This is a genomic window from Vibrio sp. STUT-A16 (assembly GCF_026000495.1).
Taxonomy (GTDB): Bacteria; Pseudomonadota; Gammaproteobacteria; order Enterobacterales; family Vibrionaceae; genus Vibrio; species Vibrio diabolicus.
The window spans coordinates 935,343-955,442 of the sequence record NZ_AP026766.1; the positions used below are offsets into that span (position 1 = coordinate 935,343).

Annotated in this window: 15 protein-coding genes; 6 read left to right on the forward strand and 9 right to left on the reverse strand. The window is 43.4% G+C overall.

Going from position 1 to position 20,100, the window contains the following annotated elements; all coding sequences use genetic code 11:
• The first annotated feature begins 18 nt into the window (after positions 1-18).
• Both murP and OO778_RS20650 read left to right on the forward strand, forming a co-directional pair.
• Positions 19-1,473, forward strand: coding sequence for a PTS N-acetylmuramic acid transporter subunit IIBC (gene murP / locus OO778_RS20645; RefSeq protein ID WP_264912792.1), 1,455 nt, complete (start codon positions 19-21; stop codon positions 1,471-1,473).
• A 148-nt stretch (positions 1,474-1,621) separates the two neighbouring features.
• Positions 1,622-2,677, forward strand: a complete 1,056-nt coding sequence (locus tag OO778_RS20650) for a porin (RefSeq protein WP_264912793.1) — start codon at positions 1,622-1,624, stop codon at positions 2,675-2,677.
• Between the two features lie 89 nt (positions 2,678-2,766).
• Here the strand turns inward: OO778_RS20650 and OO778_RS20655 are convergent, their stop codons facing one another.
• Positions 2,767-3,432, reverse strand: coding sequence for a peptidase E (locus OO778_RS20655; RefSeq protein ID WP_021484205.1), 666 nt, complete (start codon positions 3,430-3,432; stop codon positions 2,767-2,769).
• Between the two features lie 37 nt (positions 3,433-3,469).
• Positions 3,470-4,381 carry a LysR family transcriptional regulator gene (locus tag OO778_RS20660; RefSeq protein WP_140271537.1) on the reverse strand — a complete coding sequence of 304 codons (912 nt, stop codon included), beginning with the start codon at positions 4,379-4,381 and terminating at the stop codon, positions 3,470-3,472.
• An 88-nt stretch (positions 4,382-4,469) separates the two neighbouring features.
• Between OO778_RS20660 and catC the strand changes: the two genes are divergently transcribed.
• Positions 4,470-5,129: a type C chloramphenicol O-acetyltransferase gene (gene catC / locus OO778_RS20665; RefSeq protein ID WP_264912797.1), complete on the forward strand. Its 660-nt coding sequence runs from the start codon at positions 4,470-4,472 to the stop codon at positions 5,127-5,129.
• Between the two features lie 56 nt (positions 5,130-5,185).
• Here the strand turns inward: catC and OO778_RS20670 are convergent, their stop codons facing one another.
• The 4 genes from OO778_RS20670 to OO778_RS20685 all read right to left on the reverse strand — a co-directional run bounded on the left by OO778_RS20670 (position 5,186) and on the right by OO778_RS20685 (position 11,449).
• Positions 5,186-6,865: a FapA family protein gene (locus OO778_RS20670; protein ID WP_264912799.1), complete on the reverse strand. Its 1,680-nt coding sequence runs from the start codon at positions 6,863-6,865 to the stop codon at positions 5,186-5,188.
• Between the two features lie 251 nt (positions 6,866-7,116).
• Positions 7,117-9,144: a GNAT family N-acetyltransferase gene (locus tag OO778_RS20675; RefSeq protein WP_264911390.1), complete on the reverse strand. Its 2,028-nt coding sequence runs from the start codon at positions 9,142-9,144 to the stop codon at positions 7,117-7,119.
• Between the two features lie 105 nt (positions 9,145-9,249).
• On the reverse strand, positions 9,250-10,224 hold the full coding sequence (locus OO778_RS20680) for a ParB/RepB/Spo0J family partition protein (protein WP_264911391.1): 975 nt from the start codon (positions 10,222-10,224) through the stop codon (positions 9,250-9,252).
• A 7-nt stretch (positions 10,225-10,231) separates the two neighbouring features.
• Complete coding sequence (locus OO778_RS20685; RefSeq protein WP_005374503.1) at positions 10,232-11,449, reverse strand: AAA family ATPase; 1,218 nt, start codon at positions 11,447-11,449, stop codon at positions 10,232-10,234.
• A 1,240-nt stretch (positions 11,450-12,689) separates the two neighbouring features.
• Between OO778_RS20685 and OO778_RS20690 the strand changes: the two genes are divergently transcribed.
• A complete protein-coding gene (locus OO778_RS20690; RefSeq protein WP_104970358.1) occupies positions 12,690-14,660 on the forward strand; it encodes a replication initiator protein RctB domain-containing protein in 1,971 nt (656 codons plus the stop codon).
• A gap of 1,255 nt (positions 14,661-15,915) precedes the next feature.
• Here OO778_RS20690 and OO778_RS20695 read toward each other — a convergent pair.
• From OO778_RS20695 to OO778_RS20705, 3 genes are read right to left on the reverse strand one after another with little or no spacing between them, the layout of a single operon-like run.
• Positions 15,916-16,353, reverse strand: a complete 438-nt coding sequence (locus tag OO778_RS20695) for a transcriptional regulator (protein WP_074190279.1) — start codon at positions 16,351-16,353, stop codon at positions 15,916-15,918.
• The gene (locus OO778_RS20700; protein WP_065645233.1) at positions 16,353-17,285 is read right to left on the reverse strand and encodes an ATP-binding cassette domain-containing protein; all 933 of its coding nucleotides are present in this window, start codon (positions 17,283-17,285) and stop codon (positions 16,353-16,355) included. The genes OO778_RS20695 and OO778_RS20700 overlap by 1 nt, the downstream gene beginning before the upstream one ends.
• Before the next feature lie 2 nt (positions 17,286-17,287).
• Positions 17,288-18,136, reverse strand: coding sequence for an ABC transporter ATP-binding protein (locus OO778_RS20705; RefSeq protein ID WP_104970357.1), 849 nt, complete (start codon positions 18,134-18,136; stop codon positions 17,288-17,290).
• Positions 18,137-18,497: 361 nt separating this feature from the next.
• Here OO778_RS20705 and OO778_RS20710 point away from each other — a divergent pair, with 361 nt between their 5' ends.
• A complete protein-coding gene (locus OO778_RS20710; RefSeq protein ID WP_005392088.1) occupies positions 18,498-18,695 on the forward strand; it encodes a hypothetical protein in 198 nt (65 codons plus the stop codon).
• A gap of 281 nt (positions 18,696-18,976) precedes the next feature.
• Positions 18,977-20,038, forward strand: a complete 1,062-nt coding sequence (ribA, locus tag OO778_RS20715) for a GTP cyclohydrolase II (RefSeq protein ID WP_264911397.1) — start codon at positions 18,977-18,979, stop codon at positions 20,036-20,038.
• The last annotated feature ends 62 nt before the right edge of the window (positions 20,039-20,100 follow it).

Sequence of the window (20,100 nt, forward strand, 5' to 3'; positions counted from 1 at the left end):
TTCTGAAGGATAGACCCTATGGCAAAAATAACTTCAAACACAGTATCGCAGTTGCTGTCCGCAGTGGGTGGCAGTAGCAACGTAAGCAAATGTGGTAACTGTATGACGCGTTTGCGTTTATCGCTCGCCAACAATGGTTTGGCTGATCAGTCAGTTATCAAGCAGATTCCCGGCGTAATGGGTGTGGTGGAAAGCGATGAGCAGTTTCAGATCATTCTCGGTCCCGGAAAAGCTCAACAAGCGGCTGAGATGATGAATCAATTGATCGACAGCTTAACCTCTGGTGACAGTGAAGAACCAGATATGCCGCAACAAGATCTTTCTGCCGTCGCGGCCGAGCAAAAAAAGCAGATGAAGAGCAAACAAACCAGTGCGGTTCAGCGTTTTTTAAGCAAGTTTGCTACCATCTTTACGCCGTTGATCCCTGGTTTTATTGCCGCTGGTTTGTTGCTAGGTTTTGCGACATTATTGGAACAGATGTTTGTTCTCGACCAGACACCAAGCCAGTTTATATTGGATTTGATCGCCTACATGAAAGTCTTTGGTAAGGGTCTGTTTGCTTTCTTAAGTATTCTGATTGGTTACAACGCGCAGCAAGCGTTTGGCGGCTCTGGTGTTAATGGTGCCATTCTCGCCTCTTTGTTTGTGCTGGGTTACAACCCAGAGGCTACATCCGGCATTTACTCTGGCATGAACGAGTTTTTCGGCTTTGCGATTGATCCGCGCGGCAACATTATCGGCGTACTTTTGGCGGCGATCATCGGTGCGCAAGTCGAGCGTAAGGTTCGTCAATACATGCCAGATGATCTGGACATGATCTTAACGTCCGTTGTCACTCTGTTGATCATGGGTGCGGTAACCTTCTTGATCATCATGCCAATCGGCGGCGAGCTGTTTAAAGGGATGTCTTGGTTGTTCCTCAACTTGAACGATAACCCATTAGGCGCTGCAATCTTGGCAGGTTTGTTCTTAATTTCTGTGGTATTTGGCATCCACCAGGGTTTTGTTCCAGTGTACTTTGCATTGATGGAAGCACAGGGCTTTAACTCGCTATTCCCTATCCTGGCGATGGCTGGTGGCGGTCAGGTTGGCGCGTCAATGGCACTGTATTTCAAAGCAAAAAGAGACGCTCTACTGCGCACTCAAGTTAAAGGAGCTATTATTCCGGGTCTTCTAGGCATTGGCGAACCATTGATTTACGGCGTGACATTACCACGCGTAAAACCATTCGTTACCGCTTGTATTGGGGGCGCTGCGGGCGGCTTCTTTATCGGCTTAGTTTCTTACCTTGGCTTGCCAGTTGGTCTTAATACGGTGTTTGGCCCGTCCGGTATCGTGGCGATTCCTCTCATGACATCAGAAAATGGCATCTTCCCGGGCATGATGGTGTTTGTTGCTGGCCTGCTTATCTCTTACATCGTTGGCTTCCTCGCGACTTACTTCTTTGGCTGCAAAGACGTCGATTTAAGCTAAATCATTCTTCCCCTATAGGAATGGACTAGCTCGCGCCCTTGGCAAACAAGGGCGCACCCTCTCTCTACTTCACGACAATTTTTCTTATTCCGTTACTCGGAAGGGGCTTTGTCGTACCTAAAACAATAGAAATGAAAGGTCGTTAATCATGAAAAAGCACATTTTGACTCTACTTATCCCAACATTGATGGCATCAAACGCATTGGCAGCGCAGCTGTATCAAGCGGAAGATGGGTCAGTTTTAAATATTTACTCTCGTCTTGGTTTCAATGTCACCAGTAAAAATGACGAGCACGGCGATGCAAATGGCGAGTTTGATGGCCGTATTGGTTTAAACGGTTCACAAACCATCAACGAGTACGCGTCGATCATCGGCCAAGCGCAATACCAAGTGGGTGCCGCTGAATACGCAAACCAAGTAAACGACAAACCGTCTCTGACCGCACGTTATGTATGGGCGGGTATTGATGCGAAAGATTATGGTCGCATTACTGGTGGTCGCGTGGCTTCTGGGTTGATTATGTTTACCGACATTGGTGATGTGTTCGCCTCTTCCGATGTTTCTATGGCGCGCCAAGCGAATAAAGTCGACAAAACCGCGACGCAAGTTTTCCGTCAAGATGGCACGCTGCAATACCAAAACAGCCTAGGTAATTTCGATTTTTCTGTCGCGTACATTTTAGGAAACAACACTTCTGAACTCGACTACGGTTACAACACTGCACTGCGTTATACGCTAGATATGGGGAATTTGGGTACCTTGGCACCAGTGGTGGCGATGCAGAAAAATAAAGGTGATGCACGTGAAAGCAACGACACCGATTACACATTCTGGGGCGCAGGTACGCGTTACTACCTAGGTGATTTGATGTTGGGTGCGTTGTACTCGGAAGATGAACTAGAGGGCTATTACTCACAAACCAGTACCGACAAAGTGATGGAACTGACGGCGGTTTACAGTGTAAATGACAAATGGGCACTGCGTGCTGGTTATCGTTCTTTAGAAAACAGTGATGGTGACGAGCTAGAGCTGAAAGATACAACGCTAGAAGTGCAATACAAACTGACGCCTCGTTCTTCTATCTACACAAACTACGTTGATCGTAACGGCTCGCGTGGCTACAGCAATGGACAAGAAGTCTCGTTTGGCGGTGCGCACGCAGACGAAAGCTACTACCACTTAGGTCTGCGTTACGAGCTGTAAGCACGATATTTAATGTAAGTTAGCTGAATCCATGAGCTTCTTCTATGTCCGGTCAGTAGTTATTGCCTTTAATGCTGATTTGAAGAAGCTCACCCTCGCAATATGTTTTCTTCGTTACCTGTTTTGACCAACACGCCTGCATCAGGAAAGCTGGTGACAGTAGCTAACAATTTTCCATCTACAAAGTGCAATGCCGCATAATCGTGAATGCCATAACAAGTGATGCTCGGTTGAGAACGAGCAAAGGCTTGGAAAACCTCAAACTTCTCACCGACATGGGAAAAATGCGCCGCAGCCAAACCGTCAATTAATCCAAGACAACGCATAACTTGGTATGCTTCGGGATCACTGTCTGTCACCGCAAACTCAAACCAACAAATTGCACCAGCGCTCATGCCACAAATGATGATGCCTTGTTCATAGCACTGCTTGAGTATTCTATCGATTCCCCATTCGCGCCAAATGGCCAACATCGAACGCGTATTACCGCCACCGACGTAAATGATGTCTTGTTCAAATAGCGTTTCTTTCCAACCAGCATCAAACTTAAACAGCGGAAAATGGGTTACGTTTTCACTAAGCTTCGCATTGTAAAAACGTTCAATAACTTCATCGGCGTCTCCCGTGGCTGTCGGTAGAAAACAAATGTTTGGATTCTCCTTACCAGACAAAGACAAAATGTATTGATCGAGCGGGCTCGGATTCTCTCCCATCATCCAGCCACCACCACCAATCGCAATACAGTGTTTTCGCATTCCTTTGCTTCCTCTATTGTTACTAAGTTTGCTGTCGCTATTCGCCGACAGAATATATGTTCCTAAAGTGATCAATGAACGCTCGCGTTCTTCTTGGTAAGTGCTCACGTTTTGGGTAAAGCAGATAAAGCGGCAAAATCGCATCCGTTTGCCAATCTGGCAGCAAACTCACGAGTTGTTCTTTTTGTGCAGATTCGAGTTTAGCCAGTGCAAATTCATCTAACATGGCTACACCACAGCCAGCCAAAGTAGCATCCAACATGGACTGGACAAGATTAAAACTCAGCGTACTTTCTAACTCAATTCTGCACTGCTGTTGAGTTTGCTTATGCGTAAACGTCCACTTGTCTAACACCAAGTCACGACTTTTATAAAGGATGTGCTCTAAGTCACCAAGATCCTCTGGCGTACTTACATTTGGTTTATCAGCTAAATACGAGCGATGAGCGATCGGTTTACAGTGTAAAGTGCGTAGCTGATGGCCGACGTATCCCTCTGGGGGAGTATCGGTAAAGTAGAATGCGATATCAAACCCAGCCTCAATCAAGTCGAGAGGTGCCTCTGTGAAGATCACTTCGACGCTCACTTGTGGATGTTGCAATCGAAACTCGATCAATGTTTGGCTTAGTAATGCGGCTCCAAAAGAAGCGGACGCCGCTATTCTCAATTTTCCCGATACGATCTCGTTTGCCATGACTTGCTCATTGATCTGCTCAGCGCCTTCGAGCAGTTGCTTTACCTGCTGATAAAACCGCAAACCATCGTAGGTCAAATTAAACTGGCGCGTAGTTCGCTGAATAAGCTGCACCGACAATATCTCTTCAAGCTGTTTAAGTTGCCGACTTACATGCGCATTCGAACAATTCAGGCGCTTTGCCGCGCCAGCAATACTTCGCTCCTCGCACAAAGCGACGTAAAGTGGTACGTAGCTGAGCCATTTTATTTCCATACAGTAATTCTGAATCTCTAAAATTAAACTACTGGAAATAATAGAAAGCATCTAAACTCTGTACAACCTAAATTTGAAAGGATGAGTTATGAGTGTTTTCGACACGTGGTTAAAAGGTCAAATCATTAAAGATCACATCACTAATCCCAATATCATCGTTGGCGATTACAGCTATTACTCGGGCTTCTATCATCAAAAAAGCTTCGAAGAGCAAGCGGTACGCTACTTGTTGGGTGACCCCGTCACACTTCAAGAATGGCAAAGTAGGGAACCCGATAGCATCGACAAATTAATCATTGGCAAGTTTTGTTCCATCGCTTCTGGAGCCACCTTTATGATGGCAGGCAACCAAGGTCATCGCATTGACTGGATTTCGACCTTCCCCTTCTCTCCTGAAGAATTTGGAGAAGGCGTGCAAGACGGTTTCGAGCGTGCCGGAGACACGGTGGTGGGGAATGATGTTTGGATTGGCAGCGAGGCGATGATCATGCCCGGAGTGAACATCGGCGATGGAGCCGTCATCGGAGCACGCGCCGTAGTGACGAAAGACGTCCAACCTTATTCGGTGGTGGTTGGAAACAACCAAGTCGTACGTCAACGATTCAGCGATAAAGAGATTGAAACTCTACTCAATATCCAATGGTGGAACTGGCCAATAGAACACATTAAACAAGCAATGAAAGTAATGTGTAGCAGCCAAGTCGGTGCGCTTGCGGACTACTATCACGAGCACATTGTCGATTTGTAGATAAACAAAAGCCCACACATTTTGTTGCGACATGTGGGCTCAGTGAGTAAGAAAGCTTAAACCGCAGCGACGTCCTCTTCTTCCAAGTTCGCCGAGACTTGAATTTCGTATTGATTGAAACGGAACGAACAACCGCCATGAGTACGCTTTGTCGTTACTTGCTCGTCGCCAAACTGCACCGTCACACGAGTGAAGACACGCTCTTTGGCTTCGACAATATTTTCTTCTAACGCGACTTCAAAGTCATGTTCCGTTTGTTCTAACTTTTGCTTTATCGCTTCAAGCTGCTCGTTGTTTTGTGTTTTCATCACATCAATCTGAGCTTGTTCTTCGTCGGTACGTTCGGCTTTAGGACGTTTCTTAAATTCGAGCTCTTTACGAATCACATCCATCGTTCCTTCTTGAGCACGTTTGTATCGATCTTTGAGCTCTGCTAATCGCTCCTTAAATGCAGAATAGCGCGCGAACGCTTCTACCTTAGTGGCGGTGTCGCCTTCTACGCCCAATTGTAAGCACACAACTTTGTCACCGACTTTTGCATCTCCTCCGCTGAGCGTGCCGTTCCTACCGTTAGCATCCAGCACCATCAGATTGCGCCCACAAACAATATCGTTATTCATGCTGTGCACCGCCAACTCAATATCTTCGCCGGCTTGCAAATCACAATATTGGGCGTAGCTGGCACGAATCGAACCTTTGGCTTTGACGTGACAACTCTTTGGCTGGCCATCACTCACGGTGTGGCCAATGATCCCTTTACCAACTTGAATGTCGTCTTGCGCTTGTACGTCAGCCGATTCAATGAAGCCGCCTACAGTAATAGAGCCCGTCGCTTTAACAATCATTCCGGATTCAATGTTGCCACCGATAATCACATTCCCTTTAAATTTCACGTGACCTGTATTCACGCCAACGCTATTGAGACAGAGTGCGTTATCAACTTCAATGGTTTTGTCTTTAATTAGAGGCGTACCGGATACCGATGCAATCAATAGGTTTGGGTCGTGCTTGCTTATCTCGGTGCCCTTGCCTGGCTTCATTGGGCTGTCTTTTCCAGCTTGTGGAGGAATCACTCGCCCTTGAACAGTAAAACCTGGCGTACCTTTGGTCGCAGGCGTGCGGCGCATCACCTCATCGCCTACGTCAACCGCGATAGTTTCACCGAGGTTACGTAAATCAATTTTGTCGCTAGCAGATTGGCCGTCTTTGGGTTTGAGGATGCGTTTGGTGATGTCTTTAACGAGAGGAGTAAAAAGAGCGTCTTTGCCTTTGATAGGTTGCTTACCAACCGCTACAGGTTGAGAAAAAGTTTCGCCTGGTTTGAGCTGAGTGCTGACAACCAACACTTTCTTCAAAGCCAGTTTGTTGATGCCTTTCGAAACTCGCGCTTGAGCAAGGGCTTGAACAATCTCGGGGCTACGTAAACCTCGGCCTCCGTACGCGCCGACAACGTTCATACTGGCGAGCATGTCATTATTCGATAATTCAACCTCAACTTGCGCGTTGCGTTTTTCCGCAATGACGATGCCTTCGTAGGCCTCGGCTTTACGTTCTTTGGCGCAGTTAATGAATCTCACGACTTCCCCCTCAACAACAAACATCTTTTCAGCGTTCATTGCGACGAGCTGCTCGTTTAATTCATTTTGATTTAGCTCACCACCGAGGTCCACTTCTCCCGGAAGACGGGCTATCACCTTGGTCTTATCTTCAGATAACTCAAGACACAGCTTCCACATACCCTTACCACTTTGCTTCCCATCAACACTTTCAGTCTACCCAAATCCGTTTTCTGAACAAACCTCGCATTTCTTATTATAAGGCTCACGTCACTAAAGAAAGTAATCCATCAATAACGGTTAAACATATATTAAGAGAGCATTTCGATTTAACCTAAAGCTCAATCAAAATACACACTGAAATAAAAAGGAGCTGGATTTACAGTGTAAAATCAGCTCCTAATAATTTCATTTACAGTGTAAATCTCACCTTATTGTTTACAGTGTAAATCGTTCCAAATGTGTCTAACTTCGTCCCTTAACTGCTGCTCAACTTGCTTTCTTCCAGGTAGCCCAAATTGCTGAGCACATTCAGTCCAACTACGGTTAAGAAAAAGCTTACTGATCATCAAGTCGGAAGCGGAGTTCAAACCTAAGTTAAGTAACCACTGCTGAAGCCAAGCAGACACGGACTCATAACTGTTACCACCATCAGCATAGCATTCAATTAGTAATAACTTCGCGGGATGAAGTGGACTCATTCCCAAAGGTTGCGGTAATAGAGCTCGAAAAATTGAGGCTTCTAATTTTGGATAGACGTCAGCCACATTGTTAGACAACATTTCTTCAAATAGCGCCTGAGATTCATCGACCCAAGCCGTCTGTTTGGAATCACAAGCTTTGACCATCAAGACTGAATAACAACCGCTAGCAGCATCGCGCATTGACCCTAAGCGAATTGCACGGAAGTTCGATTGTCGCCAGAAATAGACCAACTCTTCCGTCGCACCGAAACTCGTGGATAAGTAAGCAATGTGTTTAGCCGACATTTGATCAAGTTGCTGCAGCATTTTTTGACCGATGCCTCTTCCTTGCAATTCCGGATGAACAGCAATTCTCATGACTCGCAGCGTCGATAGCTTCGCAACATTGGGGAATCCAAGGTGGTTTGCAATCGTAATTGGGGCTAAGTGTCCTTTAGGACGACGCTTACCAAGCTGAATTTCTTCAACCAATTCTGCGTCAAGCCCACCCTCTTCGACCGCTAATATTACCCCCACAACCGCATTATCTTGCTTAGCAAAATAGAGCTGACTGTTGTCGTCTTGCAAAAGGTGAATCAAATCATTCGGAGAGGTCTGATAATGAGCATTCACCAAAAGAGCGAAGCACTCACGCAGCAAACTAGGCTGCGATATCAAATCGTTCTTATCGGCTTTAGAAAGGGAAATTGAGTCGACCTGGTTAAGTTGATGGTGCGTTAACTCCGCATCCAACAAAAACGCGTCATAGAGCCATGATTCGAGCGCATCATTCATGCTCCAGCGGATGGGCTGTGTCATGTGCCATGTTTTCATTCCCGAACGCTGTTTCTGAAGCCAATCAACAAATTTAATCGTAAAGCCCCGGCCACAACCTTCATAACCGTGAATAGTCGTAGAAAAAACGAGTCGATGATAATGTTCGGTAATGCTTTTGAGCATAGGAACTGGAATTGCAGCCGCTTCATCGACAAGTAACAAATCACATTCAGGTCGGCTCGATAGAAGTTCGTCAGGAGCAATAAATTGAATGGCTCCCTGCCCTAATTCTAATCTGTCCTTATTAATACGCTGTGCGTTAGGGAGTAAACGTAAAGCATGTTGGTAAACAGGCTCAACAGCTTTTATAGATGGTGCCGTAATTAAGATTCTAAGTGGCTTCTGCTGTAATAAGTTCGCACACGCAATGCCGAGGGCACTTGTTTTTCCGCGCCCACGATCAGCGGTCAAAACTAACGGTCGCTTTCGATGTCCAGTTACCACCTTTTCAATTAGAGAAATGGCATGTTCTTGTTCCGTGTAGTGGCTTTCTTTTTCTGCTCGCTTGATGTCTGGAACCGTTGGCAATGGTCTGTCTTGCTCGATAACAACGAGCTTCTCCCATTGTTTGTGCATCCATTGCTGAGCAAAATTCGTAGGTTGTCGAGGCTCAGTAATGATAATAAGAAGACCACCGCCAACCAATGAGCCAAGCGCGGCGGTAAAGCTATTTGCGTCAAAACCATTTCGAGCATCAAACAATAGAATGTCACACTCTCTGCCTAACAACATGTGCCCTTGTTTAGGCGAAACACTGTATGCGTTTTCCAAACCAAAATCGCCGACACAAAACCAACGTTGATACATCTGTGTTTTATGGAACTCTGACACCAATGCATCTTGCCAAGAAGACTCGCCTTGAATGACGATGCCGAATCTTTGGAAAGATTGGTGAGCTTGTTGTTGAAGTGATGAAAGGAAATCAGATTGTGTCTGCATTTTGTCTATCCAACGTTGAACTGACGCAATGGTATCACATCTTTAATTTGACGCTTCTCAGATATAAAAAAACCGCCCGGAGGCGGTTGATTCAATCATCTTTTGTTATTGCAGCTTGTTTTGCACAAAGGCAAGAATCTCTTCCATCAAGCTGTCGTCAACTTTCTTCAAGTTCAACGCCAGACTGCTACCTTTTCGGCTGTAGCTTGCTCGACCTTTTACTAAGTCGACTTTTTCGGTCTTCTTGCCAGGTTTTGCTGGTGCAAGCTCAGCAATCCAGTTTTCGAGGCTTTCCGTGACTTCTTTTGTCAGACGAGCAACGCCTTGAGCTGTGCTTCGCTGCCATAAAAAGCCTTCGCTAGAGCGACACTTATCTAACAGCTCTTGCTGCTGCTCTGGCGTCAACGTTGAAAACTGTTTGTGCAGTTTCACGATAGTTGGACGACCAAGATCGCCGACATTGGGATACGCTTGAAGCAGTTCTAACGGTAATGCCGCCGCTTTTAAAGCGCCACTTACTAACGCTTCACTGCACTGGAACATTTTCGCCAATGCTTTCTGATCTTCAGCTTCACCACTATCTAGTTTAGCCTGCATCTCTTTACCTTTTTCGTACAAAGAGAGCGGCTTGTGAGCATTTGCCACATCAGACAAAAACTTTGCATGGTCAGTATTGATGTTGTCAGCAACATAAACCAAAAAATCTTGCTCCGCGAGGATACAAGACATGCGACGACGGCTACCATCTAAAACTTCAATCTTGCCATCTTTAGTTCTACGACCCACAGCTGGATATTGTTGGCCACGCTCTTTGAGTGTGACTAAAACATCAGATAAAGCATGTTCGTTTAAGAACGATTGCTCACGAGCGTTATCAACAAACACCGTTGTTTCTGTCGCGACTTTCTCTGCAGGAATACGAACAAGTTCAAACTGAACAATGTTTTCACCTGCGACAGCTAGCTCAATCGTTTGAGCTTTTTCTTTTGCCGCGGTTTGCGCCTCTTGTGGAGTCACAACACGACGTTTATTCGTTTTGCCAAATAATTTCGCGTTTAATTCAGACGTTTTCAAAGCCATTTACTTATTACCCCTGATTCAATGACGGCCAATTAGAATGCAGCACACGCTCTAATTCCAGTGCGCTTTTATGTACAGCATCTTGTGCGGTGGCTAGCGTCTTCTTACCTCCTTCAAAATCGCTTACTGTCAGATCAAATACTGTGCTGTAGGTATCGGCACAGGTTTCAAACGCACGGCTACGAGGGATAGTAGCCATCATAACTTGGTCACCTAGAAGATAGTTCATTTCAGTTAAAACAGAAACTTGCTTCTTATTGTCGTCCTCAAACATGGTTGGCATCAAGCGAACAAACTCAAGACCATTCCAGTCTTCCGGAAACATTTCATATACCGTAGGCAAATGCTGGAAGAAGTTTACTGTTGAAGCCCAATCCAGACGCTTAGCCGCACAAGGGATTAACAATGCATTTGATGCATACATCGCATTCCATACTAGTGGGTCAACGTGTGGGCCGGTATCAATCATGATGATATCGAAGTCATCAGCAATTTTATCAATCAGTTGCTCTTTTAGCAGACGAACGATATCGAGTGATGGGTCTTCAGATAGCGTTTGCCATGCTTCAGCATTAAACATTGCGTCTTCTGGAAACGCTGAAATTGACTTTAAATTCGGGTACTGCGTTGGCAGTAATACGTTTTTACGCAAAAATTCACTGTCAATTTCTACACCATCAGGCACGTTACCCAACATAATGTCTACAGCAGAATAGATATTGTCATGCTCTGCCATGCTGATTTGTGGGTTGAGGAATAAACGTAGCGAGCCTTGTGGGTCTAAGTCGATTAAACAAATACGGTAGCGTTTATCCAAATTTAGCGCTAAACATGCCGCTAAATGGACCGCTGTCATTGATTTTCCTGTACCACCCTTCTGGTTCTGCACGTTAATAATCCAAGGTTTGTTACCTGAATTCTTCTTACGCTCATGAAATTTAGGCACTTCAGCCGCATCCATAAGCATATGTGCTTCTTCTAACGTAATTGAATAATGATTCGCGTTATTTTTAGTAAATTGATGGCCAGCCGCTTCCATCTTACCAATCGCGTCATCGAGCTTACGACGAGTTAAACCTGAACGGGTTTCCATCATCGCCTTAGACATTGGTGGGAAATAGTTATCGCTTCGCTCTTCTAAAACAATTTCAATACGGTCAGCTTGAACCTGCTGAGTCAGCTCCGCCAACTCAAGAAGGTTTTCAATCGTTTTTTCTCTTTTCATGCCAAATTCCGTTGGAAGGATTTATGCTTGCAATTGTACAGCAGTAAAGACCAAAAACAACAAAAAGGTGCACGAACATTTTGAATAACCATCACATAAAAAAACACTCAAATCGACGCTTTTATGATTTATGGTAAAAAACATAACTATTTTTAATTAAATAATCTTCGAATAAATGGACACCTTAAACTTAAAAATAAAAGTGTTACAGCGTCACCCATTTACAATGTAAATCAATTTTCTACCGGAACGATTATATTCTTAAGCTAAATTACGGATTATGTTAGGCCAACCTAATTTAAACAAAAAATAGAAAGCAATCTTTCAACATGAACGCTAATAACAACCTTGATCATGTATCCGAGCCAAAAAGGGCAGTTCAAGTGATGTTCCTATGGAAGTATGATCAAGGTATGCTTATGATCATGCTTCCATGATAAAACACAAATACGAAAGCATGATCATGGAAAAATAGAGTAGACGAGGGTGTAAACACGCGGATTAAATAAGATCCATCAATCGGAAATATGATCAAGCTATAGAATCTCTCGGAAGCATGAGTTTTTGTCTCTAATTTACGGTTGAATGCAGTCAGAATGGGGGATGGAGAAGAAATTAGTGGATAGAGAAGCCGGAACAATGAAATTGTTCAAGTTACTATGATAAATCTTACTCTCATGATCATGCTTCCTAAGAATAGTCCGAAACTAGGTTTTACTGCGGAATAAGAGCTACTTGGATGCATTTTCATCACATGAGTAATTTATCATCAATATTGTCTCCAGAACGATAGCTATCTCAGCTCTTGATCATCGATCCGAGTATCAATAACATCGACAATGCTCAATAAAATTCTCATTAAGATCATTATTAAACACAGCATCTGTGGATAACCTGTAAAAACATCATGATCATCGTTTCAAGACTCTTTTGATCATCTTTTCATAAACTTAATGATCATGCTTACGAGCAAATGTGATCATGCTTTCAGGCTATTGTTGATCATAGTTTCAGAATTAACATGATCATAGTTCCGACATGCATGAAAATAATCACTTTATAGAACATGCACTTAGCGGCAAAACGATAGCCAGATCATTAGATCATATAATCAATTAAGATCAGATTAATCAAAAAGATCAGTTATTTAAAAAACAATCTTTTTTCTTTATTTATGATCTGTTTTTCTTTATTCTTCGGAACCATAGCACAACTACGGCTAGTGTGATCTGGATCTAAAATGACGGCTGATGAAAAAATTCTGATTAAAGCACCTAGAAGCCATAAGGATGGCCATCTTTTTGAGGTACATGAATCCTCTGCAGATTGGGTAGAGCAGTACCAACATTTCAAAGGGGTGACCAAAAGCATCTTAGAGTTGCTTAATCTGATCTCATTGCGAGGTTTCAGCAGCAAAGATGGATTGGTTTCAACCACAGAGATTGTGGAAGCAACGGACGGACAACTCACTCGTGCAGCTCTGCAACAACGCTTACGTGCAGCAGTAAACATTGGTTTGTTTACTCAAACTCCAGTGCGGTTTGAAGAAGGACTTGCTGGTAAGACGATGTTACATAAGTTTGTTAATCCTAATCAGCTTATTTCAGTGTTGGGTGCAACAAGTCTTGTTACAGACAAAGTACGCCAAAACGAAAAGCAAAAACGTTCAAAAGCATTGGCTCAAACCCAAGTCAACAAGCGTTTGTTGAATGAACATGGGTTGAATACCCCTCCAACGATGAAAGATGAAGCCGATCAATTTGTCGTGTCTCCAACGAATTGGGCTGGGATCATTGACCAAGCACTTGCACCACCAAGAACTCGAAAAAGTTATCAGAAATCCATGGTGTCGATCTCTGGTACCAAAGCGGTTATTGAAACGCGATCATCCAAAAATATCATGACTGTGGATGATCTGATGACCTTGTTTGCTCTGTTCACGTTGACCGTGCAATACCATGATCATCACAAAGATCAGTATCAACTCGATGCAGCACACGTGCCGAACAAGACGCCGTTATACATTACTGATATTTTGTCGCTTCGAGGCAAAAAAGACAGTGGTCCAGCACGTGATTCTATTCGCGACAGCATTGATCGTATTGAGTTTACCGATTTCCAGCTGCATGAACTTACTGGTCGTTGGCTAAGTGAAAACATGCCAGAAGGATTCAAAAGTGATCGTTTTCGTTTTCTTGCTCGAACCATCACTGCGTCTGAAGAAGCGCCTGTAGAGGGAAGCGATGGTGAAATTCGTATCAAACCAAACTTGTACATTTTGGTTTGGGAGCCTTCGTTTTATGAAGAACTATTAACGCGTGATTATTTCTTCTTGTTCCCACCAGAGATCTTGAAGCAACATACTTTGGTATTCCAACTGTATTCTTTCTTCCGTAGCCGCATGGTGCGTCGTCACACTGACGGCATGCTGCTGAGTGAATTAAACCAGAAGCTGGCACGGAACATCGAATGGCGACGATTCTCGATGGATTTGATCCGAGAGCTGAAGCGTTTATCGGATGGTAAGGGAACGGATGAGCTGTTTGTCGTGAATTTGTGGGGTTATCACCTGACGATCGAAACTATGATCGAGAATGACAAAGTGATGGACTACCAGATCGATATTAAATGCGATGTGGAAGAAGTCTTACGTTATTCACGTGCGCGAACAACCAACGCAGGAAAGCGTAACATGGCGCCTACGCTGCCAAACCCACTTCGTAATGAGATGGTTACCCGACAACAGCTTGAAGAGCTCTCAGGCATCATAGACGGCGAATTTGAGCCTATCCAACGCAAAGCGCCATCCCCAAGAGGGAATTTAGGCCGCCGTGTGAAGCAAAGAAAACACCTGGTAGAGATCAATGCAGACGAGATCACCATTACTTTATCTAAATATACCTCACCAGAGGCTCTAGAACGCAGTATAACGGCTTTATCTGCGATGACAGGGCACTCGTATGCCTCAATCAAAGAAGAGTGTTCTGATTACATAGAGAAGCTTGATTGGCTAAGGGTAGGGGATGAGCCAATTCCTTATGAGACATTAAGCAAAACCGTCGAGCTGTTTAACACTCAAAATGATATTAAGCATCTTACCATTGAGCGCTTGATTGCTGGATTAGCGGTACGTCGGAAGGTGTGCCGTCAAATCTTCGATGGCCACATGGATGAAATGGTATTCCGCGCTCTGGATGAAATGGCGATTTAAAAGCGTTGCTTGATGTGTATCAAGCAATAGGCGTGGCGTATTGATTTGAAATGTAACAATGTCTTTCGATGATAAAAAACAGACTTAACTCTAACAAATCACTGACATTAGGAGCCAAGCCTGAGACTACTATTTATCACGAATAGACAACCTTTTGTCCTTTCTGATGATTAATAGATTGGCTCATATTGTTACATTCATTCTGAATAGACTTCGCGAGTTTCTCCTCAGGAAACTCGCTTTTTTTTATTTCTGCATTTCCAATTAACACAAAAACCAACTTTTGCTATTGTATATAAAACTTTTTGTAATCTATAATATTTATTTAAGAAAAAATAAGATTATTACTTCAAATGAGTTAAGTGAAAAATAGAACGACAATAGCCAATAAATACTCGTTACACCTTCTAAAAGTAAACTTATAACTTAAGGTGAAGCTTACTATCAAATAGTGGATAATAAATCTCTTAAAAATATAGCTATTAGTATAAATATATCAATGTGGCTAAGTATGTTTTAGTTAGATAAAATGATTTTATTACAAAAATAAAAAGAAAATATTAAGAGTTGGTATTGGTTCTCTTTATATAATTGAATTTTTAATGCTCCTAAAAATAAGAATTAACCTAAAAAGTATGTGATAATTACACATAATAATTTCACTTTTCATGTAAACGAGTCTAAGGTGGATGAAAACACATAATCTTGTCTATATCGATATTTATATATCGTTGATTCGAGTTATACAAATGAAAGCTTAGGCCTGTAAAACTAAAAATGTTATTGAAGACCATTAGAGAATGGAAATTGACCTTCTATACTGTAAATAAAGTGATAATTTAAAAATTAGCTAGCTTGTAATTATTATACTTCCTTTTCAATAAGCCCCTATCTTAGAGGATCTTTGTACTTTGTAGGCGAACTATTAGGCTTTTTAGAAAAATAAATTCATTACTGAATGAGATTGTATCATTTAGTAATGAAACTAGTGGATATGAGTCTGTTTTTTTAATTATAAACCTAATATGTGCAATCAGTGAGTGTGAAATGAGTTTTAAACTATTTATTATTTCATTCTCCTGACTTTTTATTGACAAAAGTAATAGTATTTGAGGTATCATATGTCTTGTAGAAGTGATTTCTACGATTTCATGAAAAATGTAGAAGCTGCCTCCAACAGCATCTACGCCTTAATAGAGGGCTACTTCAGCCCTCTATTATTCGTACCATAACCCCGCAATTTTATTAGACTGAGCTACATCTCCAATTTTAAAAATCGCATCAAAGCAACATGCGACTCGATCAGGTTATGTGCTTGTTGTTGCCACTCATTTTGATCGCATTGCTGATTACAAAACTCTAAAGCTAAAACGGTAAGGTGCTGAAGTCGCTTTAAACACCAATCTTTGATCAGAATATCGGTCGATACCTGACATGCCGCTTGCTCGAGCTTTGCGCTCGTGTAAAGCAAGGTTTGATACGCTTTTTGAGGATCTTGGTACCTAGCATGTTGAAACACACGTAAACAACCGTCTAGCCAGCAAGCAATCGCTTTGCTTTGAACTTCGTTCAGTTCTGGGCCAAACACGCCGTCGGGCGCTTGATATAAGATCGTTTCCAGTTTTTCAACTTGATCATGCTTCCGATGTTCATACCACATGGCGATCTGATCTTGCCAAGTCCTCAATTCCATTACGCAGCCTCAGTCCATTGTTTTACATAGTGATTGGGTCCTATTTGATCAAATTCGTCGACAATGATGCTGCTACGACTACGAATTTCATCGGCATCTATCGAATAGTTTGGCTCACTTTTCACTAAGTTACCAAAAGGAAGATCTGGATCGGGAACGGCTGAAATCAATAGTTTGGTGTACGGGTGCTGCGGATTCTTCAGTATTGAGTGTGTATCACCCCATTCAACGATTTGCCCTTTGTACATCACAGCTGTTTCTTCCGCGATGTAGTGTGCGGTCGCCAAATCATGAGTAATGTACAAAAAGCCGATTCCTAGCTCTTGCTTCATGCGCTGCATTAGATTCAGTACCCCGAGGCGAATGGAGACATCCAGCATCGATGTTGGCTCATCCGCAAGAATGATTTGCGAACCGACGGCGAGAGCACGTGCTAAGTTTACTCGCTGACGTTGTCCACCACTAAGCTCGTGAGGAAACTTATTTAATGTCTCTTCAGGTAGTTCCACCAGCTTTAAAAGCGCTTCCAAGCGGGCAGGAATGTCACGCTCGCTTTTGATTTGCTTGTGAATCTTTAAAGGGCGTGTTAGATGATGGCGAATGGTATGAGTTGGATTGAGTGAACCAAACGGATCTTGAAACACCATTTGTACTTTACTGCGATACTCTTGGAGCGCTGAACGTGACGTAATCTCATTGATATTAGTGCCATTGAAAAGGATCTCGCCTTCTGTTGCCGGATAGACTTTAGTGATCAAGCGAGCACACGTACTTTTACCGCAGCCTGATTCTCCAACCAAAGCCAGCGTTTTTCCTGCATACAGATCAAAGCTCACGCCTTGGAGCGCACGGAAGGTTTCCTCTTTCGCTAAACCACCGCCTACTCTGAACTCTTTAATCACGTTTTTCATTTGGATGATAGGCTGATTCATGATTACGCTCCTGGTTGCTCTGGTTGTTTGTGGACGTCGTGGATGTTTGGAAAAGAAGCCCATAGCTTTTGTGTGTAGGGATGTTGAGGATTATTGCGAATTTCGTATGCCTGATTGACTTCGACGATTTCTCCATGCCGCATGATGGCAATGCGATCACACAATTGGCTCATCAGCGCCAAGTCGTGCGTAATAAAGAGTACTGAGAAGCCAAATTCATCTCTAAGCTGATAGATTTGCTGTAAAATCTCCCTTTGTACCACCACATCTAAAGCGGTTGTGGGCTCATCCATAATGATCAGCTTAGGGTTCAAAGACAAAGCAATGGCAATCACCAAGCGCTGACGCATTCCACCTGAAAATTGGTGAGGGTATTCCGTTAACCGTTCTCGCGGAATATTGACCAAGTCCAATAGTTTTTCTGCTCGATCTTTCGCTTGAGCGTTGGTGAGTCCTTGGTGATGACGCAATACGTCTGCGAATTGCTCTTGGATCGTTAAGACAGGGTTGAGTGAGTTCATCGCGCTTTGAAACACCATGGCGATTTCACTCCACCTCAGAGCGGTTAGCTCAGAATCTGAGAGGCTAAGAATGTCTTTGCCATCAAACAATATTTTACCGCCAGAAATGAACGCTGGCGGCTTATGGAGACGATTGATCGAGAATGCGATCGTGCTTTTGCCACACCCCGATTCACCAGCAAGTCCAAATACTTCTCCTTTGCCGATATCGAAGCTGACGGATTTTACCGCATTGAAATCACCATTATCGGTGATGTAATCGACGCATAAATCTCGGATCTGTATGACTGGATTATTGTGGTATGCATGATTTAAGTTAATACCATCCATATAAACACCTTACTAATGTAAAAGATAATTATTATCATTATCAGGTATGGTGGTTTTTAGAAAGTGGCAAGCGGCGAATCAGTGAAGTGACTCGAAAGTTAGGCGAAATAAAAAGTGGTATCCGGCGTTGTTAATGAAGTCAAGGAAGACGAGAATTGAGAGCTGGATCAGCACACTTTTCTTAGGGGGAATTATTCAAATTTAATCGTAAATTTGCCCCTTGGCAAAACTTAAATGATGGATCTATTAAGGAGTTAACGAAAGGGCGGGAGGGGTCACATTTCCCTACAGTTTTTCTTACCACCTCGTTCCTGTTTTGCTATAGATTACGCATCGAAAACATGGTGTGTTCGGAGGAAATATGTCCATTAATTCTATCGACCATGACGAGATGACCAACATCGCTCACAAATGGGAATTACCTGATGAAGAAGCCGTTGTGAAGCCTGAGAAAACAGTGAAATCAGCAGAAGCCAGAAGACGCATTGAAGCGCTACGTGAAATCCGTGAAAGTGGATTGACCATTGAAGAAGCAAGGGAGCTTGGCTTGATACACTGATTGCTCTAGTTTGGTATAGCAATCCATAGGGTAGTCGTCGGGCTGCCCTTTTTATTTTTCGCTCCATTTTAGCCATAGCGTCTCACTACAACATCTCACATCTCTTTATTTTTCTTATCCAAACGTTCTAATTCACCTCTCTTTCACCTAAAAAGTTCTAGATCCAAACTCATTTTCATCTGTGTAGAAGTTTGACAATCTTACCTAGCGTTACTAAAAGATATATCAATAGCGATATGCTTTTTGTTGATTATCGCGACCACAAAGCAAGGAGCGCGAGTATGGTTGACCAAATCCTTTTTTATGAGCCCGATGAGCCCCACGGTTTTCTTTCCAATTTTTGCCATGCCCCAGTTAATATATCCTCCCAAACTTGGCCCACCAGCGAACATTATTATCAAGCCCAAAAGTTCCTCGATGCGCAGTTACAAAGCAAAATTCAACACGCGAGCACTCCCGATGAAGCATTCGCCTTAAGCCGAAAGTACGAACATTTCGTCAGAAGTGGCTGGGAGGATATGAAGTTGGCCGTTATGGCTTTCATCGTTAGAGAAAAGTTTCTGCAAAATCCACCTTTAGCGCAGCAGTTAATGAGAACGGGTAACGCTTGTCTTACAGAGCATTCTCACAAAGATGCCTTTTGGGGGGATGGGGGAGACGGTAAAGGAGAAAATCATTTAGGAGAAATTCTGATGAACGTTCGGGCTGAGCTGAGACATGTCGAGCCCTACAATCTCGTGAAGTTCATCGATAAAGCCAAATTGCCAACCCAATGGGGCACATTTATGATGTATGGCTTTGTTGAAACTGCCACGAACAAAGAGCATCTTGCCCTCGTGTATGGAGAGCCTGCAAGCAGCGCTGCACCGCTTATTCGGTTGCATTCGGAGTGCCTTACTGGCGATGCCTTGTTTAGTACGCGTTGCGACTGTGGTTTTCAGCTCAATAGGGCGCTACAAAATATTGTCGAAGAGGGATGTGGTGTACTGCTTTATTTGCGTCAAGAAGGACGTGGTATTGGCTTGATTAATAAAATTCGAGCTTATCACCTCCAGGACGATGGCGCCGATACTGTAGAAGCCAATGAACGTTTGGGCTTTGCTGCCGATATGCGTGATTACGCATTCTGTAAAGGGATGTTAGAGCATTTGGGCATTGATGCGGTGCGACTAATGACGAACAACCCACGTAAGCTGGCTGCGTTAAAAGCGGTTGATATCAACGTCATTGAGCGTGTGCCCTTGCAAGAAGGTAATAATCCGAGCAATCAACACTACTTGCAAACTAAGGCGAGTAAATTAGGGCACATGTTTGATCCTAAGTTTGTCAATCACACCAAGTAAAGCATCATCTATGTCTCAATAGATGAAAACGCCAACGATACTATCGTTGGCGTTTTCATTCG